The 23,912-nt window shown below is 68.8% G+C and carries 22 protein-coding genes and 1 pseudogene; 14 read left to right on the forward strand and 9 right to left on the reverse strand.

The annotated features are described in order from the left end of the window. The first annotated feature begins 47 nt into the window (after positions 1-47). The 4 genes and pseudogenes from BLW81_RS21225 to lnt form a co-directional block, all read left to right on the forward strand. The gene (locus BLW81_RS21225; protein ID WP_083408881.1) at positions 48-719 is read left to right on the forward strand and encodes an MBL fold metallo-hydrolase; all 672 of its coding nucleotides are present in this window, start codon (positions 48-50) and stop codon (positions 717-719) included. Then, positions 713-1,546, forward strand: coding sequence for an SDR family NAD(P)-dependent oxidoreductase (locus tag BLW81_RS21230; RefSeq protein WP_083410716.1), 834 nt, complete (start codon positions 713-715; stop codon positions 1,544-1,546). The genes BLW81_RS21225 and BLW81_RS21230 overlap by 7 nt, the downstream gene beginning before the upstream one ends. A 103-nt stretch (positions 1,547-1,649) precedes the next feature. Continuing rightward, entirely contained in the window at positions 1,650-2,534 is an 885-nt protein-coding gene (locus BLW81_RS21235) for a fructose bisphosphate aldolase (RefSeq protein WP_083408882.1), read from the forward strand. Between the two features lie 5 nt (positions 2,535-2,539). Beyond that, positions 2,540-3,946, forward strand: a pseudogene (gene lnt, locus BLW81_RS21240) (apolipoprotein N-acyltransferase); the annotation flags it as partial. Here lnt and BLW81_RS30020 read toward each other — a convergent pair. Next, positions 3,912-4,355: a universal stress protein gene (locus BLW81_RS30020; protein ID WP_083408884.1), complete on the reverse strand. Its 444-nt coding sequence runs from the start codon at positions 4,353-4,355 to the stop codon at positions 3,912-3,914. The pseudogene lnt and the gene BLW81_RS30020 sit on opposite strands and share 35 nt — an antisense overlap. A 262-nt stretch (positions 4,356-4,617) precedes the next feature. Here BLW81_RS30020 and BLW81_RS21250 point away from each other — a divergent pair, with 262 nt between their 5' ends. Continuing rightward, positions 4,618-5,277 carry a UdgX family uracil-DNA binding protein gene (locus BLW81_RS21250; protein ID WP_083408885.1) on the forward strand — a complete coding sequence of 220 codons (660 nt, stop codon included), beginning with the start codon at positions 4,618-4,620 and terminating at the stop codon, positions 5,275-5,277. Between the two features lie 3 nt (positions 5,278-5,280). On the opposite strand, the gene BLW81_RS21255 is transcribed toward BLW81_RS21250, so the two are convergent. Continuing rightward, entirely contained in the window at positions 5,281-5,823 is a 543-nt protein-coding gene (locus tag BLW81_RS21255) for a TetR/AcrR family transcriptional regulator (protein ID WP_083408886.1), read from the reverse strand. 185 nt (positions 5,824-6,008) lie between these two features. On the opposite strand from BLW81_RS21255, the gene BLW81_RS21260 reads away from it, so the two are divergent. From BLW81_RS21260 to BLW81_RS21270, 3 genes are all read left to right on the forward strand, one after another. Next, positions 6,009-7,217 carry a cytochrome P450 gene (locus tag BLW81_RS21260; protein WP_083408887.1) on the forward strand — a complete coding sequence of 403 codons (1,209 nt, stop codon included), beginning with the start codon at positions 6,009-6,011 and terminating at the stop codon, positions 7,215-7,217. A gap of 192 nt (positions 7,218-7,409) precedes the next feature. Further along, a complete protein-coding gene (locus BLW81_RS21265; RefSeq protein ID WP_157897781.1) occupies positions 7,410-7,640 on the forward strand; it encodes a hypothetical protein in 231 nt (76 codons plus the stop codon). Between the two features lie 161 nt (positions 7,641-7,801). Beyond that, entirely contained in the window at positions 7,802-8,542 is a 741-nt protein-coding gene (locus tag BLW81_RS21270; RefSeq protein WP_083408889.1) for an MgtC/SapB family protein, read from the forward strand. Here the strand turns inward: BLW81_RS21270 and BLW81_RS21275 are convergent. Genes BLW81_RS21275 through uvrB form a run of 3 tightly spaced genes read right to left on the reverse strand, consistent with a single transcriptional unit; the run spans position 8,539 to position 13,018 of the window. Further along, positions 8,539-9,408, reverse strand: a complete 870-nt coding sequence (locus BLW81_RS21275) for an SCO6745 family protein (protein WP_083408890.1) — start codon at positions 9,406-9,408, stop codon at positions 8,539-8,541. The genes BLW81_RS21270 and BLW81_RS21275 overlap by 4 nt on opposite strands. Before the next feature lie 10 nt (positions 9,409-9,418). Beyond that, entirely contained in the window at positions 9,419-10,816 is a 1,398-nt protein-coding gene (locus BLW81_RS21280; RefSeq protein ID WP_083408891.1) for an MFS transporter, read from the reverse strand. 51 nt (positions 10,817-10,867) lie between these two features. Next, positions 10,868-13,018 (reverse strand): excinuclease ABC subunit UvrB, encoded by a 2,151-nt coding sequence (uvrB, locus tag BLW81_RS21285; protein WP_083408892.1) that lies wholly within the window; start codon positions 13,016-13,018, stop codon positions 10,868-10,870. Between the two features lie 71 nt (positions 13,019-13,089). Here uvrB and BLW81_RS21290 point away from each other — a divergent pair, with 71 nt between their 5' ends. The 3 genes from BLW81_RS21290 to BLW81_RS21300 all read left to right on the forward strand — a co-directional run bounded on the left by BLW81_RS21290 (position 13,090) and on the right by BLW81_RS21300 (position 14,575). After that, on the forward strand, positions 13,090-13,392 hold the full coding sequence (locus tag BLW81_RS21290; protein ID WP_083410718.1) for a hypothetical protein: 303 nt from the start codon (positions 13,090-13,092) through the stop codon (positions 13,390-13,392). 17 nt (positions 13,393-13,409) lie between these two features. After that, a complete protein-coding gene (locus tag BLW81_RS21295; protein ID WP_197680392.1) occupies positions 13,410-13,931 on the forward strand; it encodes a ribonuclease FAU-1 family protein in 522 nt (173 codons plus the stop codon). A gap of 86 nt (positions 13,932-14,017) precedes the next feature. Then, positions 14,018-14,575 (forward strand): hypothetical protein, encoded by a 558-nt coding sequence (locus BLW81_RS21300; protein ID WP_083408893.1) that lies wholly within the window; start codon positions 14,018-14,020, stop codon positions 14,573-14,575. A 7-nt stretch (positions 14,576-14,582) separates the two neighbouring features. Here BLW81_RS21300 and coaE read toward each other — a convergent pair whose 3' ends face one another. Beyond that, the gene (gene coaE / locus BLW81_RS21305; RefSeq protein ID WP_083408894.1) at positions 14,583-15,794 is read right to left on the reverse strand and encodes a dephospho-CoA kinase; all 1,212 of its coding nucleotides are present in this window, start codon (positions 15,792-15,794) and stop codon (positions 14,583-14,585) included. A gap of 76 nt (positions 15,795-15,870) precedes the next feature. Then, on the reverse strand, positions 15,871-17,313 hold the full coding sequence (gene rpsA / locus BLW81_RS21310; RefSeq protein WP_083408895.1) for a 30S ribosomal protein S1: 1,443 nt from the start codon (positions 17,311-17,313) through the stop codon (positions 15,871-15,873). 364 nt (positions 17,314-17,677) lie between these two features. Between rpsA and BLW81_RS21315 the strand changes: the two genes are divergently transcribed. Further along, the gene (locus BLW81_RS21315) at positions 17,678-18,844 is read left to right on the forward strand and encodes a PrsW family intramembrane metalloprotease (protein ID WP_083408896.1); all 1,167 of its coding nucleotides are present in this window, start codon (positions 17,678-17,680) and stop codon (positions 18,842-18,844) included. Between the two features lie 53 nt (positions 18,845-18,897). Then, entirely contained in the window at positions 18,898-19,533 is a 636-nt protein-coding gene (locus tag BLW81_RS21320; RefSeq protein WP_083410719.1) for a LysE family translocator, read from the forward strand. On the opposite strand, the gene polA is transcribed toward BLW81_RS21320, so the two are convergent. After that, positions 19,530-22,259: a DNA polymerase I gene (polA, locus tag BLW81_RS21325; RefSeq protein WP_157897782.1), complete on the reverse strand. Its 2,730-nt coding sequence runs from the start codon at positions 22,257-22,259 to the stop codon at positions 19,530-19,532. The genes BLW81_RS21320 and polA overlap by 4 nt on opposite strands. A 10-nt stretch (positions 22,260-22,269) precedes the next feature. Then, the gene (locus tag BLW81_RS21330) at positions 22,270-23,160 is read right to left on the reverse strand and encodes a LysR family transcriptional regulator (protein WP_083408898.1); all 891 of its coding nucleotides are present in this window, start codon (positions 23,158-23,160) and stop codon (positions 22,270-22,272) included. Between the two features lie 70 nt (positions 23,161-23,230). On the opposite strand from BLW81_RS21330, the gene BLW81_RS21335 reads away from it, so the two are divergent. After that, on the forward strand, positions 23,231-23,905 hold the full coding sequence (locus tag BLW81_RS21335; protein ID WP_083408899.1) for an alpha/beta fold hydrolase: 675 nt from the start codon (positions 23,231-23,233) through the stop codon (positions 23,903-23,905). Positions 23,906-23,912 lie beyond the last annotated feature (7 nt).

Here is a 23,912-nt window from a genome sequence, read left to right on the forward strand (position 1 = left end):
TGTGGACCCTCCGACAACCCCCAGACGAGCCAGATACCGTGAGGACCATGACCGTCGTCGACGACAACTACACCGGCCACGTCGAGCCAGGAACCGCGGCCCGGCGAACACTCCCGGGCGCCTCGATCGTCAAGGTCTCGGTCGGCCCGATGGACAACAACGCGTACCTCATCACCTGTTCCCGCACCGGCGAGACGCTGCTGATCGACGCCGCCAACGACGCAGCGGTCCTGCTCGAGCTCATCGAGAAGCACGCGCCGACACTGGCGTTGATCGTGACCAGCCACCAGCACTTCGACCACTGGCAGGCGCTCGAAGAGGTGGCCAAGGCCACAGGCGTGCCGACCGCCGCGCACCAGCTCGACGCCGAACCGCTGCCGGTGGCCCCCGACCGCATCCTGGCCCACGGCGACAAAGTCGAGATCGGCGATCTGTCGTTCGACGTCATCCATCTGCGCGGCCACACTCCCGGGTCGGTGGCGCTGGCGCTCGACGGCGCCGACGAGTCGACGCACCTGTTCACCGGCGACTGCCTGTTCCCCGGCGGCGTCGGCAAGACCTGGGAGGACGGCGCGTTCGAGCGGCTGCTCGACGACGTCACCGCCCGCGTGTTCGACGTCTACGGCGACGCCACCGTCGTCTATCCCGGCCACGGCGACGACACCACGCTGGGCACCGAGCGCCCCCACCTGGCCGAGTGGAAAGCACGCGGTTGGTAGACGCGCCGGTCGCAGTCGTGACCGGCGCGAGTCGCGGCGCCGGCCTGGGCATCGCGCACGCGCTGGGTGATCACGGCTGCACGGTCTACGTCACCGGGCGCAGCGACGCCGTCCACGACTCCGCGGAACGGGTGACCGCCGCCGGCGGCACCGGAGTCGCGGTCACCGTCGACCACGCCGATGACGCGCAGACCAAGGCGCTGTTCGACCGCGTGGCCGCCGACCACGGGCGCGTCGACATCCTGGTGAACAACGCCGCGGTGATCCGCGACGAGATGATGGGCCGCACCCGGTTCTGGGAAGAACCCATCGAGGTCGCCGACATCCTTGACGTCGGGCTGCGCAGCGCCTATGTCGCGACCGTGTACGCCGCGCCGCTGATGCTCCCGCAGCGACGCGGCCTGGTCGCGTTCACCTCCGCGCCGGGCGCCGCGCACTACGTGTTCGGCCCGGCCTACGGCGTGCAGAAGGCGGGCGTGGACAAGATGGCCGCCGACATGGCGGTCGACTTCCGCGACTTCGGCATCGCCACCGCGTCGATCTGGATGGGCGTACTGCTCACCGAACGTTTCAAGGCCCTGGTGGCGAGCGCACCGGAGCAACTCGCTCACCTGCTCGACAACACCGAGACCCCGGAGTTCACCGGCCACGTCATCTGGGCGCTGTTCACCGATCCGGCGGTGATGGACAAGAGCGGCCGCACGTTCATCGGCGCCGAACTCGCGGCCGAGTACGGGATCACCGACGACGGCGACCGCCGACCGGCGTCGTACCGGGACCTGCACGGCGTGCACCCGATCCCGCAGTTCGACCGGATCCTGCGGTGAAATCCGTTCCCGGTCGGGAAGATGGCGACACGGACAGTGGCCCCCGGCAACGCCGGAAACCCGCTGGCCTAGGGTGATCGCTGAAGTCTGTGAGGAGACAAGGATGAATGACGATCAGTTGAAGAAGGCGCAGAGCGGCGCAGGGTTCATCGCGGCCCTCGATCAGAGCGGCGGCAGCACTCCGAAGGCACTGAAGCTCTACGGCATTGCCGAGGACAGCTACTCCGGCGACGAGCAGATGTTCGACCTGGTGCACGAGATGCGCAGCCGCATCATCACCAGCCCCGCCTTCGACGGCGACCGCATCATGGGCGCGATCCTGTTCGAGATGACGATGGACCGCGAGATCGACGGCCGTCCCACCGCCGACTACCTGTGGAACGTCAAGAACATCGTGCCGTTCCTGAAGATCGACAAGGGCCTCGCCGAGGAGAAGGACGGCGCCCAGACGATGAAGCCGATGCCCGGCCTGGACGACCTGCTCGACCGCGCGGTCGCCAAGGGCATCTTCGGCACCAAGGAACGCTCCGTCATCAAGCTGCCCGGCGCCGGCCTGCAGGCCGTGGTGGACCAGCAGTTCGAGGTGGCCCGTCAGGTGCTCGCCAAGGGCCTGGTCCCGATCATCGAACCCGAGGTCGACATCAAGAGCCCGAAGAAGGCCGAGGCCGAGGACCAGCTCAAGGCCGCGCTGCTCGACGGCCTGAACAACCTCGGTGACGATCAGAAGGTCATGCTCAAGCTGACCCTGCCCGACACCGACAACCTGTACAAGGACCTCGTCGACCATCCGAAGGTGCTGCGCGTGGTCGCGCTGTCGGGCGGCTACAGCCGCGACGAGGCCAACGAGAAGCTGACCCGCAACACCGGCGTCATCGCGAGCTTCTCCCGCGCACTCACCGAGGGCCTCAGCGCCCAGCAGAGCGACGAGGAGTTCAACTCCACGCTCGACCAGGCGATCGCCAGCATCGCCAAGGCGTCCGCGACCTGATCTCGGTGCGGGGCTCCGCGTCGGCGCTCGTCGCCGGCGCGTTGCCCGCGCTCGCGTTCCCGGCACCCGCGTGGTGGTGGCTGGCGTGGGCCGGGCTCGTCCCGCTGCTGCTCGTCATCCGCAGCGCGCCGACGGCCAAGCACGGCGCCGTCCGCGCATGGCTGGGTCTGGCGGCGTTCGTCGGCGTCACGCAGTACTGGCTGTGGCCGAGCGCCGGTCCCCTGTTGCTCGTGCTGGCCGCCGCGCTCGGCGCGCTGTGGGCGCCGTTCGGCTGGGCCGCGCAGCGGTTGCTCGCGGGAGACCTCACCTTTCGCAGACTGCTCACGGCCGTGATCGTGCTGCCGTCGGTGTGGGTCCTCGCCGAGGCCGTGCGGTCCTGGGACCGGCTCGGCGGCCCGTGGGCCGTGCTCGGCGCGTCGCAGTGGAACCAGCCGGCCACGCTGGCGCCCGCCTCGCTCGGCGGGGTCTGGTTGGTCAGCGTCGTGGTGGTGGCCGTCAACACGGCCCTGGCCGGTGCCGTCCTCGTGCGCACACCCGGTCCGGTCGTCCTCGCCGTTGCGCTGACCGCCGTAGGTCCGGTGTGGTTCTGGTTGGGTCCGGCGCCCGAGCCCGGTCCGACGATGCGGGTGGCGCTGGTCCAGCCGGGCGAACCGGCCGGCGACGCGTTGACCGAGCGGCTGGTCGGGCAGCAGGTGGACCTCGTCGTGTGGGGCGAGAGCAGCGTCGGTGTGGACCTGGCCGCCAATGCGGAGGCGGCTGCGCGGCTGGCCGGGCTGTCGCGTCGGGTCGGCGCCGACCTGCTGGTCAACGTCGACGCCCGCAGCGACGACGGCGGCATCTACAAGACTGCGGTGCTGGTCGGTCCGGACGGGCTGCTGGGGTCCTATGCGAAGACGCGGTTGGTGCCGTTCGGCGAGTACGTGCCGCTGCGGGCCCTGCTCGGGCGGCTGACAGCGTCGACGCAGGCCGCCGCCGAGGACCGGCAACGCGGCACCGGGCCCGTCGTGCTCCACACCCGCACGGCCGCCGTCGGCCCGCTGATCAGCTTCGAGACGCTGTTTCCCGACCTATCGGTCGACCTGGCGCGACTCGGCGCCCAACTGCTCGTCTACCAGAGCTCGACATCGTCCTACCAGGGCAGCTGGGCGCAACCGCAGCTGGCCGCCATGCCTGCCGTGCACGCGGTCGAGACGGGGCGCCCGACCGTACACGCAGCGCTCACCGGGATCAGTTCGGCGTTCGACGCCTCAGGCCGGCGGCTGGCGTGGCTGCCGGCCGACGAGCGCGGCACGATAGTCGTGGACGTCCCATTGGACGCCCGGACCACCGGCTATCAGCGCTACGGCGACTGGACGCTGATGGCGGCGCTGGTGGTCGTTACGGCGTGGTGTGCACGATCAGCACGTCGGTCTTGGACCGGCGCGCGACGTTGGCAGGAACCGAGCCGAGCAGGCGGCCCGCGATGGTGGACAGGCCGACGTTGCCGACGACCAGCAGATCGGCCTTGACCTCTTCGGCCAGTTCCACCAGCGCGTCGACGGGCGCACCGACGATCGCCTTCTCCTCGACGTTCTTGGCGCCGGCCTGGTGGGCGCGTTCCTTGGCCTCGCGCAGGATCGCGTAGATGGGGGCGTTGCCCGCCATCTTGTAGCCCTCGTCCTTGAGTACGTCGGCGGCGCGCTGGTCCTCGGACTGGGGGAAGTACGCCGTCGCGACGATCAGCTTGGCATCGGCACCGGCGATATGACCGGCCTTCTCCACCGCACGCAGCGACGAGTCCGATCCGTCCGTGCCAACCAAGACGGTCTGATAGGCGCTCATCCATATCCTCCCAGTGTCAATTCCTTCGCCATCCGGAACAGTAGCCTCTCATAGGCCGTTTGCCTGCTATTTCGTCCCACATTGGCCGGTACGTCACCCCGGCGTACCCGACGTGACGGCGCCTACACCCCCGCGAAGTGGCTGTCTGAGTGGCCATCTCGATGCCGCCACCGTCCAATCGCGAGCGTCAATTCCGTCGAGCCGGTGTATTCGCCTGTCCTCGGGACGGATTCGCCGACGCGCTGTTGGGTATCCGCTCTGCATGGCTGCACGGACGACTCGTACCGCCGCGGAGTTCGTCCCGGACACCGCGGATATCGCGGTGCTCGCCGACGCCGCGCACGGATGTAAGGGCTGCGATCTGTATCTGGACGCCACGCAGGTGGTGTTCGGCGGCGGCGCCGCGCGCGCCGACATGATGCTCGTCGGTGAGCAACCCGGTGACCAGGAGGACAAGGCGGGCGAACCGTTCGTCGGTCCCGCGGGCCGGGTGCTCGACAAGGCGCTCGACGAAGCGGGCGTCGACCGCGACGGGTTGTACGTCACGAACGCGGTGAAGCACTTCAAATTCACGCTGCCCGAACGTGGCACCCGTCGCATCCACAAGACACCCAGCCGCACCGAGGTCGTCGCGTGCCGGCCCTGGCTGCTCGCCGAGCTCGAAGCCGTCAGGCCCGACGTGTTGGTGCTGATGGGCGCGACCGCGGCACAGTCGTTGCTGGGCAGCACATTTCGGCTCACCCAGCATCGCGGCGAGGTGCTGCGGTTGCCGGAGTCGGATGCCGACCTCGGCATCGACCCGAGCGTCGTGGTGTCCGCGCATCCGTCCTCGGTGCTGCGCGGGCGCCCGGAGGATCGGGAGGAAGCGTTTCAGGCGTTGGTGTCCGATCTGCGGTTCGCCGCCGGCAGGCGAACACGCTGAGGTTCAGCCGAACGCGGGCGCGACGAAACGACGGATGGCCTCTTCCTCGTCGCGCGGGTCGTCGATCGGCCAGTAGGCCAGCGACACCACGACGCGGACGATCCACTGCGCGGCATGCGGATCGTCGTCGGTGATGCCGGTGAGGTCCGCCGCCAGCCGGCTCAGCACCGGCGACGAATGCAGACCGCCGACTTGCGGCACCCGTGAGGCGAACATCAGCCGGCGCAACCGCTCCGAGCGGATCTGTTCGAGGGCGACCGAGATCGCGGTGACGATCCGCTGCCTGCCGACCAAACCGTCGACCGCATCGCGGACCGCGCCGATGATCCCGGCCGACAACCGCATCAGCACGGCGTCGCGAATCTGGGCTTTGCCACCCGCGTAGCGGTAGACGGTCGCCCGGGAACAGTGCACGGCCGCGGCCAGCGTGTCGATGTCCACGGCGTCGAGACCCTCACGCAGCACGAGATCGGTCGCCGCGGCGTAGATCCGCTCGGCCGCCGCCGCATGCCGGTCACCGCCGACCACCCAATCTGACCGCACCATCGCCTGCTCCCCTGCACGTCTCCCAGGAAGTTTCTCAAGTTTGAGATGGAAGGCGCGGGTGAATGCCCTATCTACGCAGCTCAAGGTATGGCCGTGAGACGACGAGCGAGGGCGGCGCGTGGAGGCGGTGGCGATCTGGTGCGCTGCCGTTGACACGCCGGTCGCCGCCGCTCAGCGTTGACGACATGAGCAGCCTCGGCCTCGCGCTCTTCGAGGACCGCTACGTCCAGGACCCGTATCCCCTCTACGCGCACATGCACCGCGAGGGCCCGGTGCACCGGATCGGCGACTCCGGATTCTTCGCGGTCAGCAGTTGGGATGCCGTCGAGGAGGCGGTGGCCCGACCTGACGACTTCTCATCGAACCTGACGGCGACGATGATGTACCAGCCCGACGGATCGATCTCCGCATTCACCATCGGTGAAATCGGCGGCGACACACAGGCATTGGCGACGGCCGACGAGCCGACACACTCGCTGCACCGCAAGATGCTGTTGCCTCACCTGGCGGCGAAGCAGATCGGCGGGTTCGAGCGGTTGGTTGCAGACACCGCGAATGAGCTCTGGGACAATGCGTTTCACGACGGCAGCATCGAGTGGATGTCGGCGATCGCCAACCGGCTGCCGATGATGATCGTCGCGCGCATCATCGGGGTGCCCGACAGCGACGTCGACAAGCTCATCCGCTGGGGCTACGCGGCGACCCAGGTGGTGGAGGGGCTGGTCACCGACGACCAGCTGGCGGCAGCCGGCGTCGCGGTGATGGAACTCGGCGCCTACATCACCGAGCAGTTCGAGAACGCGCTGCGCGACCCACACGATGACCTGATGGGCGACCTCGCCGCTGCCCGGGCGCGCGACGAGATCAGCGCCACCACGGCGCTGGCCATGATGGCGACCCTGTTCAGTGCGGGCGGCGAATCCACCGCCTCGCTGCTGGGTTCTGCGGCCTGGCTGCTGGCGACGCGTCCCGACATCCAGCGCCAGGTTCGTGGAAATCCGGCAATGCTCGGTGCCTTCATCGAGGAGGTCCTGCGCTACGAGCCACCGTTCCGGGGCCACTACCGCCATGTGGTCAACGACACCGAGCTGTTCGGTGTCGAGCTCCCGGCGGGCTCACGCCTGCTCCTGCTGTGGGGAGCGGCGAACCGCGATCCGGACCACTTCGACGAGCCTGACGACTTCCGGCTGGACCGCCCGAGGGGCAAGAACCACATCGCGTTCGGTAAGGGAGCCCACTTCTGCGTCGGCGCGGCCCTGGCCCGGATGGAGGCGCGCGTCGTCCTCGACTTCCTGTTGCGGCGAACCGGCTTCTTCACCGCAAGCCGGACGGGCGAATGGCTGCCGAGCCTGCTGGTCCGGCGCCTCGACCGCCTCGACATCGTCGCTGAGTGACACGCGGCGACTTTGCAGGATGGACGTATGCATCGCGAACTCCTGCAGCGTTGCAGCACAACGACTTTGCCGCGGCACCTGTCGTCGCTTCGCGCGCCGATCAGGGATAAACTCGATGCGGGTCGGATCGCGCGATATTGCTGCAGTAGGGGTTTGATCGTGAACGTAAAAGTGTTGGGAAGCGCAGCTGTCATGGCCGGTGCACTCGCGATGCCGGTGCTCGGGATCGGGGCGGGAATTGCCGGCGCCGAGCCTGGTTCGCCGGCGGTCACCTGGAAACTGGACCGCCCGCACTGGGATGACGACTGGAACGACTGGGACAACGGCCCGCGTGGTCGCGGCTGGGACGGCCGGGGTCACCAGAACGCGTGCGCGTGGGTGCCTCCAGCGGTCTCGATGTGGGTACCGCCAGCGGTCTGCTGACACGAACCCGCATAAACGGCTTTGCAGGCCGGTACCTAGCCATTCAGCCACACCCGCATCGACACGGAACTCTGCCAGGGTGAAGTCCGGCGAGCCAGCTTTGTATTCGCCGTGATCGCCACCTCCCGCGCAAGCGGGTCCGCGGCGGGTTTACTGATCGCATGCACCTGTGGTTGGCGGACGCGCCGTTCTTCGGTGGTCCCGGGCGAGGCACCCGCCAGATCATCGAGTTGTTCGTCGCGTTCGGGTTGACGGCACTCATCGGCCTGGAACGCGAGATCCAGGGCAAGAGCGCCGGCCTGCGCACGCAGACCATCGTGGGAACAGCCGCTGCGCTGATCCTGCTCGTCAGCAAGTACGGCTTCACCGATGTGCTGCAGGACAACCTGGTCGTCGTCGACCCGTCCCGGGTGGCCGCCCAGATCGTCTCGGGCATCGGCTTCCTCGGCGCCGGCATCATCATCTTCCGGCGCGGCTCGGTGCACGGGTTGACCACCGCGGCCGCCGTCTGGGAGTCCGCGGCCATCGGCATGGCTGCCGGCGCCGGCCTGCTGCTACTGGCCACCACCGTGACCGCCATGCACTTCCTGATCATCCTGGGCTTCATGCCGCTGGCCCGACGGCTGACCTCCCGGTTGAGCGGTTCGATCCGGATGCACGTCACGTACGCCGAGGGCGCGGGTGTGATGAGCCGGCTCCTGCAGGCCTGTGAACGCCGGCAGTGGCAGCTCACCGATCTGGAGGCCGATGCGCCCGGTGAACCGCTGGGCGCGGCGCCCGGCCACTCCGGCGTCGTGCTGACACTGGTCGGACGCGGGATCCTCAACGCGCCGATGGTGCTTGCGGCCATCGACGGCGTGACAGCGATCCGGCAGTTCGACGAGGACGCCGACGCCGACTAACGCGGCTGCCCGTAGCGCGGACCGAACGCCTGCGCCGGGATCAGTCCGGCCCCGGCCACCGCGGCGCGAACCGCGTCGGCGACAACCGTCACGTGGTCACGGTCGCCGTCGGTCACGGTCGCCCACGGCGCGTATCCCAGGTCGTCGGTGAGGTCCTCGACGCGGGCTCGGAGCCGCGTGCCCGCCTCGGTGAGCTGACCGTCGCTGCCCACCAGTCCGCGCGTCCGCAACCGCTCGAGCCCGGCGTCCCACTGCTCCTCGCTCCAGCCGCGCAGCGACTGCGCGAACGGCACGGAGAACCCGATGCCCGCCACGGTGTGGCTGACGAGCGCTTCCAGCCCGCTCAAGCCGTTGGCGACCAACGCCGCGGTGTGCCCGTCGCCGCGGTACTCGCGCAGCAGGGTCACCGCGTGCCACAACTGGCAGTGCGCCGACTCCGGCCACGGAAGCGAGGTGTGCGCGGCGAACAGCGGCCGGCCGTCGCCGTCGGGGATCGACTCCGCTGTCCGCCGCAGGATGCCCGCCGCGCGGAACAATTCGGCCGAACGCGTCAACTCCTCCCCCAGGATCCGCGGGAGCACCTCGTCGAGCATCTCGTAGCGCATCGCGATCACCGCGTCCGGTGCCGCCAGCGTCCATGCGCGCGGAATGGATTGTGCGACGAACTCGGGGTTGAAGTTGTAGAACACGGCCGCGACGACCTCGGCGGGCACAGCGCCCATCGGCGCCGCGCGCACCGCGAAATACGGTGTCATGCCCTGCATTCCGAGCGCACCGAAGCGCTCGAAGAACTCCGGCAGGAAATACGACAGCGAATGCAGTGGGTCGATGCTGCGGCACAGGCGGCCCGCGGTGTAGGCATCCACCGACCCGACTCTACGCAATCGTCCGCCCGCTGCGGGTGGACGCCACCAGACCCAGCGCGGCCAACACGGCGAACCCGGCGAGTAGCCAACGCGCAGGCGCGGCGCCGCCGTCGTCGGTCATGTTCACCACGACTCCGGCCAACCCCGCGCCGAACGCCCCGCAGATCAACTGGACGGTGTTGATCGCGGCAGCGGCGGTCGGCCCTTCGGCCGGGTCGGCAACGCGGCTCATCGCCCACGCCGACAGGTGCGGCCAGGCGATGCCCACACCCACCCCCGTGATCAGCATCGCGACCGCCCACACCGCCACCACGGCGAGCGGCGCGCCTGCCCGCATCGTCACCGCCCCGATGGCGAGCCCGGCGGCCATCACCGCCGGCGCGAGCGCCACGACCCGCCGGATCGCCCGCGGGCTGCCCATCGACGCGCTACCGAGTTCGCCTGCCGTCCAGCCGATCGCCAGACCCGCGCCGAGGAACCCCGCCGCCACCGGAGTCAGACCCGCCAGTCGCTGACCGAACAGCGGCACGTACATGTCGGCCATCGTCGCGGCCATCAACACACCCAGCGTCAGGTAGATCCACTTCAGCGGGCCGCGCCCGAAAGCGCTCGGCGGCAGCACACCAGCCGCCGTGCGCCGGTCGACGACCAGGAAGACCCCGACCAGAACCGCCCCGAGACCCAGCAGCGCCGCGGTGGCCCGCGCGTCGTGCGGCACGCCGGCGACACTGACCGCCAGCGCGGCCCCGCCCAGCAACAACAGCGACCAGACCGGCACCGGAATACTCGGCACATCGACCTCGGCGTCGCGGCGGGTCGGCAGCGCAAGCGGAACCAGCACGGCGATGACCGCGGTGAGGATCGCCAGCGCGCCGAAAGCCCAACGCCACGAACTATATTGGGCGAACAGCCCGCCGGCGGCCGGCCCCAGCAGCGTGCCGACACCCCACATCGCCGACACCAACGCGGACGCCCTGGTCCACAAGTACTCCGGCAGCGCGGCATTGATCACCGCGTAACCCAGGCCGGCCAACAGGCCGCCGGCCAATCCCTGCACCGTGCGCCCCGCGAGCAGCAGTTCCATCGTGGGCGCCGTCGCACACCACACGCTGCCCACCCCGAACACGCTGAGCGCCAACAGATACGACAGCCGCGGGCCGAAGCGCATCAGCGTCGCGGACACGGTCGTGGCGGCCACCACCGACGCGACGAGATACACCGTCGTCACCCACGCGTAGAGGCGCTGCCCGCCGATATCGGCGACCGCGCTGGGCATCAGGCTGATCGTCAGGAACTCGTTGGTGGCATACAGCGCCACCCCACCGGCGAGTACGGTCGCCGCCCCGAGGTTCTTCGGGCCCAGCAGTTCTCGCCAGGTCCCCGCCGGGGTGGTCGCGGTTTCGGTCACCGGGTCAGGCTAGGAGCTGAACCGCAGTTGAGGTCAACGGCCGGCCGGCGCTCACTTCAGGCCTGCGGCATCCATGCCGCGCAGTTCCTTCTTCAGGTCGTGGATCTCGTCGCGGATGCGGGCGGCCAGTTCGAACTGCAGATCCCGCGCCGCGGTCATCATCTGCTCGGTCAGGTCCTTGATGAGATCGGCGAGCTCGGCGCGCGGCATGTTCGACGTGTCGCGGCCCTCGATGATGCCCGCGCTGACCGCACGGCCCGGCTCGCCCTGCGCGCGCCTGCCCCGCGACGCGTTGCGGCCGGAACCACCCACCTCGACGTCGTCGGCCTCCCGGTACACCTGGTCGAGGATGTCGGCGATCTTCTTGCGCAACGGTTTCGGATCGATGCCGTGTTCTTCGTTGTAGGCGATCTGCTTGGCGCGGCGCCGCTCGGTCTCGTCGATGGCCTCGCGCATCGACTCGGTGATGTTGTCGGCGTACATGTGCACCTCACCCGAGACGTTGCGGGCGGCGCGACCGATGGTCTGGATCAGGCTGCGGGTCGACCGCAGGAACCCTTCCTTGTCGGCGTCGAGAATCGCCACCAGCGACACCTCGGGCAGGTCGAGTCCCTCACGCAACAGGTTGATGCCGACCAGCACGTCGTACTCGCCGAGCCGCAACTGACGCAGCAACTCGACGCGGCGCAGCGTGTCGACCTCGGAGTGCAGGTAGCGCACCCGGATGCCCATCTCGAGCAGGTAGTCGGTGAGATCCTCGGCCATCTTCTTGGTCAGCGTGGTGACCAGCACGCGCTCGTCGCGTTCGGTGCGCAGCCGGATCTCCCCGATCAGGTCGTCGATCTGACCCTTGGTCGGCTTGACCACGACCTGCGGGTCGACCAGCCCGGTCGGCCGGATCACCTGCTCGACGAACTCGCCGCCCGACTGGCTGAGCTCGTACGGGCCCGGCGTCGCCGACAGGTAGACCGTCTGCCCGATCCGGTCGGCGAACTCCTCCCACGTCAGCGGCCGGTTGTCGACGGCCGAGGGCAACCGGAAGCCGAAGTCGACGAGATTGCGCTTGCGCGACATGTCGCCTTCGTACATGCCGCCGATCTGCGGCACCGTCACGTGCGACTCGTCGATGACGAGCATGAAGTCTTCCGGGAAGTAGTCCAGCAGCGTGGCGGGCGCCGAGCCGGCCGGCCTGCCGTCGATGTGCCGCGAATAGTTCTCGATCCCCGAGCAGAAGCCGACCTGCCGCATCATCTCGATGTCGTAGTTGGTCCGCATCCGCAGCCGCTGCGCCTCCAGCAGCTTGCCCTGCCCCTCGAGTTCGGCGAGCCGCTGCTCGAGCTCCTGTTCGATGGTCGAGATCGCGTGCGCCATCCGCTCCGGGCCTGCCACGTAGTGGGTCGCCGGGAAGATCCGCAGCGACTCCACCTTGCGCACCACGTCACCGGTCAGCGGGTGCAGGTAGTACAGCGCCTCCACCTCGTCGCCGAAGAACTCGATGCGCACCGCCAGCTCCTCGTAGCTGGGGATGATCTCCACCGTGTCGCCGCGGACTCGGAACGAACCGCGGGTGAACGCCATGTCGTTGCGGGTGTACTGCACATCGACGAGCAGCCGCAGCAGCCCGTCGCGGGGCACCTCGTCACCGATCTTCAGCTCGACGCTGCGGTCCAGGTAGGACTGCGGGGTGCCCAGGCCGTAGATGCACGACACCGACGCCACCACGACCACGTCGCGCCGCGACAGCAGGCTCGACGTCGCCGAGTGCCGCAGCCGCTCGACATCGTCGTTGATCGAGCTGTCCTTCTCGATGTAGGTGTCGGTCTGGGCGATGTACGCCTCGGGCTGGTAGTAGTCGTAGTACGACACGAAGTACTCGACGGCGTTGTGCGGCAACATCTCCCGCAGCTCATTGGCCATCTGCGCCGCGAGTGTCTTGTTCGGCTCCATCACCAGTGTCGGCCGCTGCACGCGCTCGATGAGCCACGCCGTCGTCGCCGACTTGCCGGTGCCGGTGGCGCCGAGCAGCACCACGTCGTGCTCGCCCGCGTTGATGCGGCGCTCGAGCTCGTCGATGGCGGCCGGCTGGTCTCCCGCGGGCGCGTACGGGCTGACCACCTCGAAACGGCCGCCGGCGCGCACGACCGAGTCGACAGGGCGGTACTCGGAATGCGCCAGCACGGGGTGTTCAGTAGCGAAAGCCATAATCAACCAGGGTAAGCGCGGCCACCGACAAGTTCATTCCCGTCGCGCCTTGCGCGCGCTAGCGTGACCGGGTGCCCGAACCGTTGCGCGTCGCGCTGCGCCTGCTGGGACTGGCCCTGCTGCTGGTCGCCGTCGCCTGCGTGGTGTTGATGTTCACGCCGGGCCCGTACGCGGTGGCGCAGGCCATGGGTGTCTCGTGCCGGTATGACAGCGGCCTCGGCCCGAACGAACAGTGCACCTGGTGGGACGCGGCGAGCCTGCTGTGGGCCGGGTTCTGGGTCACGGCCATCGCCGGCGCGATACTGCGCATCGCGACCCGCCGCCGCGGCAAGGGCCCGTTGACGCTCGATCTGCGCCGCCGCCCCCGGTTCTGATCTCCTATCCTGGGCTCATCCACGCTCCCAAACACGAGACGTTCGACCTGCTCGCCCGCACCAACACCGACCCGAAGGGCATCGTGCGGGCGGTCGATGTGTACACGGTCGAGCCGTGGGGGCTGTACCTCGCCCGGCCCACCCCCGACCGGGCCCAGTTCCACTACCTGGAGTCCTGGCTGCTGCCGTCGCTGCGGCTACGGGCGACGGTGTTCCACTTCAATCCTGGTCACGAACGCGACCAGGACTACTACCTCGACGTCGGCGAATACACCGCTGGTCCGCAGGTGTGGCACTCCGAGGATCACTATCTGGACCTGATGGTGCGCACCGGTCGGGGCGTCGACCTGTGCGACGTCGACGAACTGCTCACCGCCGTCCGGCACAACCTGCTGACACCCGAGACCGCCGAACAGGCCGTGCACACCGCGGTTGCCGCGGTCGACGGCCTGGCCCGGCACGGCTACGACCTCAACCGCTGGCTGGCGTCGCAGGGCATGCCGGTGACGTGGCGCGGAGCGTCGCCGGGCACCGCGTAACAGAACGCCACCGACGGCCGATCTTGATTGTGATGGCAACGACTTCGAATTTGTGCTGGCCGACGCTGACGGTAATCTCTGGTCACGTGAGCCCCACCACGCGCACCCGGCTCGCGGCGGCCGCCGCTGCGGGCGCGCTGCTGGCCGGCTCGGCGCTGGTCCCCGCGACGGCGTCGGCGCAGCCCGTCGACCCCGAGCCCACGGACACCGCGGTGGCGCCTGCTCCCGCGGAGCAGGACCTGCTGCACAACGTCATCTACCGGGCCCGCGCCGACGGCACCTCCCGGGGCGCGGTCGTCGCGTACAAGATGGACGACCACAACGTCAACAGCGCGACGCCGACCCTGCTGCCCGGGCAGACGTTCGAGGTGAACGCGGTGCTCGCCGACCCGAAGCTGGCCGGCATGGAGATCTCCATCGAGTGGCCGTACGGGTCCAACCTGCACTGCGAGATCCTCGTCGACGACCAGATCGTCGCCAAGGCCGATCAGTTCATCGCGCCGCGGCTGTTCCGGCCGAAGGACGACCCGATGTACGGCGTGCTGCAATGCGGTGCGCCGCTGAACGTTCCGATCGACGGGGCCCCGGCCGCGCCGCCGGTCGACGCTCCGCCGGTCGAGGCGTCCGCACCGCCTGCCGCATAGGCGACGGTCAGGGCCGCCAGCCGGTCGTGTCGGCCCACTCCCACGCCCGTCGGTAGGCGTCGAGGAACCACGGCTCCTTCGCCTCGGCGTAAGCGTTGGTGGTGGCGTGTCCCTCCGCGGCGACCCGCCGCTTGAGCGCTAGGTAGTCCGCCTGCACCCCGGGGTTGGCGCGCAGCCAGTCCACGAACAACAGGGCGAACTGCTGATCTGGCCAGCCGTCCACCCGCAGGTGCACGTTCGTCGGCCGGCCCGGGTCGGCCGAGCTGTGAACACGCTTGTGCCACAACGCATCATCGCTGCTGTGATCGAACGCGGCGACGGTGCTGCGGGCGTCGGGCTTGCCGACGTCGGTGGTGTACGGCAGGCGCACGTAACCCACCGAGGTCAATGCCTCGCTCAACTCGTCGGCCGTCTCCAGCGAATCGACCGTCACCTGGATGTCGATGACGTCCTTGGCGTCCATACCGCGCACCGCGGTGGACCCGATGTGGTCGATGCGCACGGCGCGGTGCCCGCATGCGGTGTTCAGCCGTGCCAGGATGCGACGCGCCTGGTCGGGCCAGGTTTCGTCGTAGGGCACCAGCACCGGTTTCGGGGACGCGGGACGGTTCTGGGTGAGGTTGTGGGCGAACGGCAGGATCCGCTCGTGCCACAGCGCGCGGGCCTGCTCCACGAGTTGACCGGCGCTGCCCGCGTTGTCCAGCCACACGTCCGCGACGGCCCGACGCTGCTCCTCGGTGGCCTGCGCGGCAATCCTGGCCCTGGCGTCCTGTTCGGTGAAGCCGCGGTACTCGATCAGCCGCTTCACCCGGACATCTTCGTCGGCGTGGACGATCACCACGAGCGGGAACATCGGGGCCATCCCGGACTCGACGAGCAGCGGGATGTCCTCGATGATCACCGCATCGGTGGCGGCCGCCTCGATCAGCTCCGAACGCCGATGCGCCACCAACGGGTGCACGATCCCGTTGAGTGTCTGGCGCTTCTCCTCGTCGCTGAACGCGATCGCCGCGAGCGCGGGCCGGTCCAGCGCACCGTCTTCACGCAGAATGTCGCGGCCGAACGCGTCGACCAGCTTGGCCAGTCCCTCGGTGCCGGGCTCGACGACCTCGCGGGCGATCACGTCGCCGTCGACGACGATGCCGCCGAGTTCGCTGAACGTCGCGGACACGGTCGATTTCCCGGCGCCGATACCGCCGGACAGGCCTATGCGCAACACCGCACCAGTCTGTCAGGACCACCGAACGACGAACGCCCCGGCTCGCCATGAGCCGGGGCGTTCGATCGGTAACGAGTTAGGCGTTGCCTGCGAGCTTCTCGCGCAGCGCCGCGAGCTGAGCGTCGCTGGCCAGCGACCCGCCCGCCGACGGCTCGTCGCCGCGCGAGGTGCCGTTGCTGGCCGGGCGGCTGGCCGCTTCGGCCTCGGCAGCGGCGAACTTCTCCATCTGCGCGGTGTGCATCTTGTGCCGGCGCTCCGCCTCGGCGTAGCGGGACTCCCACTCCTCACGCTGCTTCTCGAAGCCTTCGAGCCATTCGTTGGTCTCGGCGTCGAAGCCCTCGGGGAAGATGTAGTTGCCCTGCTCGTCGTAGCTGTCGGCCATGCCGTACTTCGACGGGTCGAACTCCTCGGTGTAGTCCTCGTTGGCCTGCTTGAGGCTCAGCGAGATCCGGCGACGCTCCAGGTCGATGTCGATGACCTTGACCATCGCGTCGTCGCCGACCTGGACCACCTGGTCCGGGACCTCGACGTGGCGCTCGGACAGCTCCGAGATGTGCACCAGACCCTCGATGCCCTCCTCGACGCGGACGAACGCACCGAACGGCACCAGCTTGGTGACCTTGCCCGGCACGATCTGACCGATCGCGTGGGTGCGGGCGAAGTGGCGCCACGGATCTTCCTGAGTCGCCTTGAGCGACAACGAAACCCGCTCGCGGTCCATGTCGACGTCGAGCACCTCGACGGTGACCTCGTCGCCCACCTGAACAACCTCGGACGGGTGGTCGATGTGCTTCCAGGACAGCTCGGAGACGTGCACCAGGCCGTCGACACCGCCGAGATCGACGAACGCGCCGAAGTTGACGATCGAGGATACGACACCCTTGCGGATGGCGCCCTTCTGCAGCTGGTTGAGGAACTCGCTGCGCACCTCGGACTGGGTCTGCTCTAGCCAGGCGCGACGCGAGAGCACCACGTTGTTGCGGTTCTTGTCGAGCTCGATGATCTTGGCCTCGATCTCCTTGCCGATGTACGGCTGCAGATCGCGGACGCGACGCATCTCGACCAGCGACGCGGGCAGGAAGCCGCGCAGGCCGATGTCGAGGATCAGGCCGCCCTTGACGACCTCGATGACGGTGCCCTTGACGGCCTCGTCCTTCTCCTTGAGCTCTTCGATGGTGCCCCAGGCGCGCTCGTACTGGGCGCGCTTCTTGGACAGGATCAGGCGGCCTTCCTTGTCCTCTTTGGTGAGGACCAGGGCTTCGACCTCATCGCCCACGGAAACGACCTCGTTGGGGTCGACGTCGTGCTTGATGGACAGTTCCCGGGACGGGATGACACCTTCGGTCTTGTAGCCGATGTCGAGCAGGACCTCGTCACGGTCAACCTTGACGATGGTTCCCTCGACGATGTCGCCATCGTTGAAGTATTTGATGGTCTTGTCGATGGCGGCGAGAAAGTCCTCGCTCGAGCCGATGTCGTTGACGGCTACTTGCGGCGAGGTGACGGAGGGACTTGGCATGTGGTGGGTTGCTCCGGACAGGTTTGATCGTAGGGATGGGACTTGAGTTATTGGTGATACCCGCCGCAGAAGAATGCAAAAACCACAGACAGGTACCCGTAGAGGTTACTCGACGGTGCACATGCTGGACAAACCCGGTCCCCAGCGGGCTGGGGAGACGTCACACGATCCGGGTCGTGTGCTCGCCCCAGTACCGGTCGCGGAGCAACCGCTTGTAGAGCTTGCCGGTGGGTAGCCGCGGCAGTTGGTCCAGCCGGCGCAGCCCCCGGCGGCGTACGTCACCGACTCGCCCGCCCCGGCCGTGGTGCCGCTGATTGGACGAACTCGGCCCGCCTCGGGCGATTCCCGCGGCTAATCTGCTGGGGTGTCACACCCCGGCGCATCACCGCAGACCTGGCTGCCCACACCGCCGTTCCAGCGCAAGGTCCGCAAAGTCGGGGCCCCGCTCGCGGCGATCATCGTGATGGCCACCGTGGTGGGACTGATCATCGTCCTGCTGACCGCGCTCAACCCCGTCGGCACCGCGGTCGGCCTGGTGCTGTCGAGCATGGCCATGCTCGTCGTGGTGCTGGCGTACATCTGGCTGGACCGCTGGGAACCGGAGCCGCCGCGGCTGCTGATCTTCGCGTTCCTGTGGGGCGCGTCGGTCGCGGTCGTGTTGTCGGTGACGGTCGGACTTTTCGTCGAGTCGCTGATCGTGACCGGTGAGTCCGACGAGGTCAGCTGGGTGTCGGTGGCGATCGCCGCGCCGGTCATCGAGGAGGCGGCCAAGGGCGCGTTCCTGCTGCTGATGATGACCGGCAGGCGCCGCAACGAGCTCAACTCGCTGACCGACTGCCTGGTCTACGCCGGGCTGGTCGGCGCCGGCTTCGCCTGGCTGGAGGACATCCTCTACATCTCCAGCGGAGAATCCTTCGGTGATTCGCTGATGACGGCGGCGCTGCGGCTGATCATGGCGCCGTTCGCCCACTCCCTGTTCACCACCTTCTTCGGGATCGGCGTCTACTTCGCGCTGCAGCACCGCAGCGCCCTGGGTAGGGGCGCGCACATCCTGCTCGGCTACCTGGCCGCCGTCGTCATGCACGGGTTGTGGAACGGCTCGTCGCTGCTGGGCGTCGAGTGGTACTTCGGGATCTACGTGGTGTGGATGATGCCGATCTTCGCCCTGGCGATTGTGCTGGGAGTGCAGAGCCGGCGCCGCGAGCAGAACATCGTCGCCGCCAAGCTGCCCGGCATGACGCAGGCCGGGCTGGTGACGCCCAACGAGGCCACCTGGCTGGGGTCGCTCCGCGACCGCAAGGCAGCCCTCGGCCACGCCAACCGGTTCGGTGGCCCGGCGGCGGGCAAGTCGGTGAAGCGGTTCGCCGCCCACGTCGTCGAGTTGGCGTTCGTCCGCGACCGCATCGACCGCGGCTTCGGCGACGCGCGCCTCCAGGCGCTGCTGACCGAGGAGGCGTACGCGGTGCACGCCGCCCGCGCCGCCGCACCGGCATTGCAGAGCCTGGCCGGTTACCGCGCGCCCGGTCGCTGATCCGCTAGGAACTCGGTTGCGCGGGCAGCGATACTTCTGAGATGGCGACCGAAATGGCCCGGCATCTGTGGGATGTGATGCCCGCATTCCTGCTGGCGTGCGTGATCCTCGCGGCCCTCCCGGGCCCGGCGACGGCGTTGTTCCTGCACCGCTCGGTGCGCGACGGGCGCGCGGCCGGCCTGGCCGCGGTTGTCGGCAACGAGATCGGGATCCTGGGCTGGACCCTGGCCGGCGGTGCGGGCCTGTCGGTGCTGCTGCTGGCCAACCGCGCGCTGTCGGTGGTGCTGCACGTCGTCGGTGCGGTGATCCTGATCTGGCTCGGTGTCAGCGCCTGGCGCAACGCGAAACGCCCGACGGAACTCGAGGTGCCGCTGCCACCGCGCGGCCGCACACCCGCGGCGGCGTTCCGGGCTGCGCTGCTGTCGATCGCCGCCAACCCGAAGGCGGCGGCGTTCGGCATCGTGGTGATCCCGCAGTTCCTGCCGTCGAGCGGACCGGTGCTGCCGACCCTGCTCGTGCTCGCGCTGATCCAACTGGTCGTCGACACGTCCTGGTGCGCAGCCGTCGTGCTCGTCGCGGCGCGAGCGCGAGATATGTTGCGCCAGAACCATATTCGACGCCGCATGGAGCGCGTGATGGGCGCCATCCTGATGGCGCTCGGCCTTGGCCTGGCGGCCGACGCCCGTTAGTGCGCCGCGGCGTCCCAGCTGCGGCCGTATCCGACCGACACCTCGAGCGCAACGTCGAGCGGATAGGCGTTGCCCATCTGCTCACGCACCAAGGCCTCGACCGTGTCCCGCTCCCCCTCAGCGATCTCGAGGAGCAGCTCGTCGTGCACCTGCAGCAGCATCCGCGACTTCAGCTTCGCGTCCTTGAGTGCCTTGTCGACGTTGATCATCGCCACCTTGATGATGTCGGCGGCGCTGCCCTGGATCGGCGCGTTGAGCGCGGCGCGTTCGGCCGCCTCCCGCACATTGCGGTTGCTGCTGTCGAGTTCGGGCAGATAGCGCCGCCTGCCGAACACCGTCGAGGTGTAGCCGTCCTTGCGCGCCTGGTCGACCACGTCGCGCAGGTAGTCGCGGATCCCGCCGAACCGGTCGAAGTACTGCTCCATCTGGACCTTGGCCTCTTCGGTGGAGATCTTGAGCTGCGCGGCCAACCCGTAGGCGCTCAACCCGTACGCCAGGCCGTAGGACATCGCTTTGACCCGGCGGCGCAATTCGGCGGTCACCTCGTCGATCGGCACGTCGAATGCGCGTGACGCGACGAACGAGTGCAGATCCTCACCGGTGCGGAACGCCTCGATCAGGCCCTCGTCCTTCGACAGATGGGCCATGATGCGCATCTCGATCTGGCTGTAGTCCGCGGTCATGAGCTCGCTGTAGCCCGTGCCCACGACGAACGCGTCGCGGATCCGACGGCCCGCGTCGGTGCGGATCGGGATGTTCTGCAGGTTCGGCTCGGTCGACGACAGCCGGCCGGTGGCGGCGATCGTCTGGTTGAACGTGGTGTGGATACGGCCGTCGGAGGCCACCGAGTTCAGCAGCCCGTCGACGGTGACCTTGAGCCGGGTGGCGTCGCGGTGGGTGAGCAGGTGCTGGAGGAACGGGTGACCGGTCTTGTCGAACAGCGACTGCAGCGCGTCGGCGTCGGTGGTGTAGCCGGTCTTGGTGCGCTTGGTCTTCGGCATCTCCAGCTCGTCGAACAGCACCACCTGCAGCTGTTTGGGCGAGCCGAGGTTGATCTGCTTGCCGATCACCGCGTAGGCGGCTTCGGCGGCGTCGCGGATCTGGTCGGCGAACTCGCTCTGCAACTCGGTGAGCTGGGCGATGTCGACCGCGATGCCTGCGGTCTCCATCTCGGCCAGCACCCGCTGCACGGGCAGCTCGAGGTTGTTCAGCAGCGCCAGCGAGTCGATGCGCGCGAGCTCCTCGTCGAGCGCGTCGGCCAGGTCCATCACCGCGCTGGCCCGCAGGATCGTCGTCTGCACGGCCTGCTCGTCCGTGCCGTCACTGTCATCGAGCAGCGAGAGTTGTTGTTGTTCAGGGTTTTCCGCGCGCAGTTCGCGTTTGAGGTAGCGCAGCGACAGGTCGTCGAGCGCAAAGCTGCGCTGCCCGGGCCGCACCAGGTACGCCGCCAGCGCGGTGTCGGACGTGACGCCGGCAAGTGTCCAGCCGCGGCCCTGGACGTCGTGCATCGCCAGCTTGGCCTCGTGCAGCGCCTTGGGTGGACCCGAGTCGGCCAGCCACGACGCCAGCGCCGCCTCGTCCTCTTCGGTGAGCGTCGCGGTGTCGATGTAGCGCCCGTCGCCGTCGGCGGCGACGATCGCCAGCGCGGTCGCGTCGGCGTCGAAGGCCAGATGCGTGCCGACGACGGCGAGGCCGAACCGCTGACCGGTGCTGTGCTCGGCCAGCCAGGCGGCCAGCTCACCCGGCTCCAGCGCGCCGCCGCGTACGTCGAAACCCTGGTCGACCTCGGGGTCGGCCGACGCCAGCGTCTCGAACAACCGCTCGCGCAGCACGCGGAACTCCAGGTCGTCGAACAGGCGGTGGATCTGGTCGCGGTCCCACGGTTGCATGCGCAACGTGTCGGGGGTCTGCGGCAGCGGAACGTCCTTGACGAGGTCGGTCAGTTCGCGGTTGAGCACCACAGACGAGAGGTTGGCGCGCAGCGCGTCGCCGACCTTGCCCTTGACCGTGTCGACGTTGTCGACGAGCGCCTGCAGCGAACCGAACTCGGCGATCCACTTCGTCGCGGTCTTCTCGCCGACCCCGGGAATGCCGGGGAGGTTGTCGCTGGGGTCGCCGCGCAGCGCCGCGAAGTCGGGGTACTGCTGCGGGGTCAGCCCGTACTTCTCCTGGACGGCTTCCGGGGTGAACCGGGTCAGCTCGCTGACACCCTTGCGGGGATAGAGCACGGTCACGTCGTCACTGACCAACTGCAGCGAGTCCCGGTCGCCGGTCACCACCAGCACGCGGTACCCGCCCTGCTCGGCCTGGGTCGCCAGGGTGGCGATGATGTCGTCGGCCTCGAAGCCGGGTTCGGCGAGCACGGTGATACCCAGCGCGCCGAGCACCTCCTTGGTGATGTCGATCTGCCCGCGGAACTCGTCCGGCGTCGACGACCGGCCGGCCTTGTACTCGGGATACTTGTCGACCCGGAAGGTCTGGCGCGACACGTCGAACGCCGCGGCGATGTGGCTCGGCTGCTCGTCGCGCAGCAGGTTGATCAGCATCGCGGTGAACCCGTACACGGCGTTGGTGGTCAGTCCGCCCTGGGTCTTGAAGTTCTCCGCGGGCAGCGCGTAGAACGCCCGGTACGCCAGCGAATTGCCGTCGAGCAGCATCAGTGTCGGCTTGTCGGTGGGGTTGGCGGATGCCGTCTTCTTGGCAGTGGCGGTGCTGGCTGGGCTCACGGCCCTAACTCTAGGCACCGCCGCCGACACGCACGTGCTCGCGGGCCAAGGCGATCAGAACCCGGGCCGCGGGGCTGACCGGTCCGCGCGCCCGCCAGGCCAACACCAGGCGCCCCCGCAGTTCCGGCGTCACCGCGACGGGATGTATGTGGGTGCGCGAGCGTGCCACCGAACGGGGAACGATCGCCACGCCCAGACCGTGGGCCGCCAGATCGACGAGTTCCAGCGGCGTGCTGGCCTCCAGGGCGACCCGTACGGACACCCCTGCCGCCGCACACGCCTCGTCGAGCCTGCTTCGGATCCCGCTTCCGGCTGGCAGCGCGATCAGCGGCCGGTCGGCGAGTTCGTCGACCCCGACCGACCGGCGGCCCCACCATGGGTCCTCGCGCCCGACGGCCGCGTCGATCACCTCATCGGTGGTGGCCTCGACCTGCAGGCCGGCGGGCACTTCCGCACTGCCCACGGACGCGATGGCCAGGTCGAGTCGCCCGGACCGGACACCGTCGATGAGTTCGTCGGAACTGTCCGTGCTCAGCGTGATCTCGACCGCGGGGTGGTCGCGGTGAAACTTCGCCAACAGCGACGGCATGTCGACGTTGTGCGCGGTGACCGTGCCGATCGAGACCGACCCCCGCACCAGGTCGCCGAGTTCGTCGACGGCGGTGCGGATGTCCGCGACAGCGCCCAGTGCCGCACGCGCGAACGGCAGCACCGCCTCGCCCGCCGCGGTGAGCCGGACCCGTCGCTGGGTGCGGTCCAGGAGTCGCTCTCCGAGTTCGCGTTCCAGCCGGGCGATCTGGGCGCTCACCGCGGGTTGCGCGACCCGGATCCGTTCGGCCGCCCGGGTGAAGTTGGCCTCCTCGGCGACCGCGATGAGGTACTCGAGCTGCCGCAACTCCATAACCGATGATTATAGTTTCGGTCACTCATCGATATTGGACTTATAGCGCCTGCTCACGCACGGTGGATATATGGCCACCTACGTGCTGATCCCCGGAGCCTGCCACGGCGCCTGGTGTTTCGATGACCTCGCCGCCGCGCTGCGCACGCGCGGACACCGAGTGCTCGCCTACACCCTGACCGGCGTGGCGGAACGCGCCCACCTCGCCCATGCGGGCGTCAACCTCGACACCCACATCACCGATGTCGTCTCGGCGGTGACGGCCGACACCGACGACCGCAACCTGGTCCTCGTCGGCCACAGCTACGGCGGCATGGTGATCACCGGCGTCGCCGACCGGATGGCGGACCGGGTCGACGCCCTCGTCTACCTCGACGCCCTGGTGCCCCGCGACGGCGAATCCTGTTGGCAGCTGGTCAATGACGAGGAGCGCGAGTGGTACCTCGGCGTCGACGACACCGGTTACGGAGTGCCCCCGATGCCGTTCTTCGATCCGAGAGCCACCGCACACCCGCTCGCCTCGTTCCTGCAACGCATCAACCTGGACGGCGATGTCAACCGGTTCCGCAGGCGCGACTTCGTGTACGCGTTGCAGTGGCCCGGCGACTCTCCGCTGCGGCCCTCCTACGAACGTGTGCGCGACGACCCGAACTGGGCCGTGCACGAACTCGACGGCGCCCACAACCTGATGCGCGACAACCCCGACGACCTCCTGCGGATCTTGCTGGCGGCGGCCGCCCACTGACTGGAAC

The organism is Mycolicibacterium rutilum (genome assembly GCF_900108565.1).
Lineage (GTDB): Bacteria > Actinomycetota > Actinomycetes > Mycobacteriales > Mycobacteriaceae > Mycobacterium > Mycobacterium rutilum.

Coding starts and splice junctions, on each gene's coding strand:
- BLW81_RS21225 (WP_083408881.1), top strand. CDS start 48: ATGACCGTCGTCGACGACAACTACACCGGCCACGTCGAGCCAGGAACC.
- BLW81_RS21235 (WP_083408882.1), top strand. CDS start 1,650: ATGAATGACGATCAGTTGAAGAAGGCGCAGAGCGGCGCAGGGTTCATC.
- BLW81_RS30020 (WP_083408884.1), bottom strand. CDS start 4,355: ATGAGCGCCTATCAGACCGTCTTGGTTGGCACGGACGGATCGGACTCG.
- BLW81_RS21250 (WP_083408885.1), top strand. CDS start 4,618: ATGGCTGCACGGACGACTCGTACCGCCGCGGAGTTCGTCCCGGACACC.
- BLW81_RS21255 (WP_083408886.1), bottom strand. CDS start 5,823: ATGGTGCGGTCAGATTGGGTGGTCGGCGGTGACCGGCATGCGGCGGCG.
- BLW81_RS21260 (WP_083408887.1), top strand. CDS start 6,009: ATGAGCAGCCTCGGCCTCGCGCTCTTCGAGGACCGCTACGTCCAGGAC.
- BLW81_RS21265 (WP_157897781.1), top strand. CDS start 7,410: ATGGCCGGTGCACTCGCGATGCCGGTGCTCGGGATCGGGGCGGGAATT.
- BLW81_RS21270 (WP_083408889.1), top strand. CDS start 7,802: ATGCACCTGTGGTTGGCGGACGCGCCGTTCTTCGGTGGTCCCGGGCGA.
- uvrB (WP_083408892.1), bottom strand. CDS start 13,018: ATGGCTTTCGCTACTGAACACCCCGTGCTGGCGCATTCCGAGTACCGC.
- rpsA (WP_083408895.1), bottom strand. CDS start 17,313: ATGCCAAGTCCCTCCGTCACCTCGCCGCAAGTAGCCGTCAACGACATC.
- BLW81_RS21320 (WP_083410719.1), top strand. CDS start 18,898: ATGGCCCGGCATCTGTGGGATGTGATGCCCGCATTCCTGCTGGCGTGC.
- BLW81_RS21330 (WP_083408898.1), bottom strand. CDS start 23,160: ATGGAGTTGCGGCAGCTCGAGTACCTCATCGCGGTCGCCGAGGAGGCC.
- BLW81_RS21335 (WP_083408899.1), top strand. CDS start 23,231: ATGGCCACCTACGTGCTGATCCCCGGAGCCTGCCACGGCGCCTGGTGT.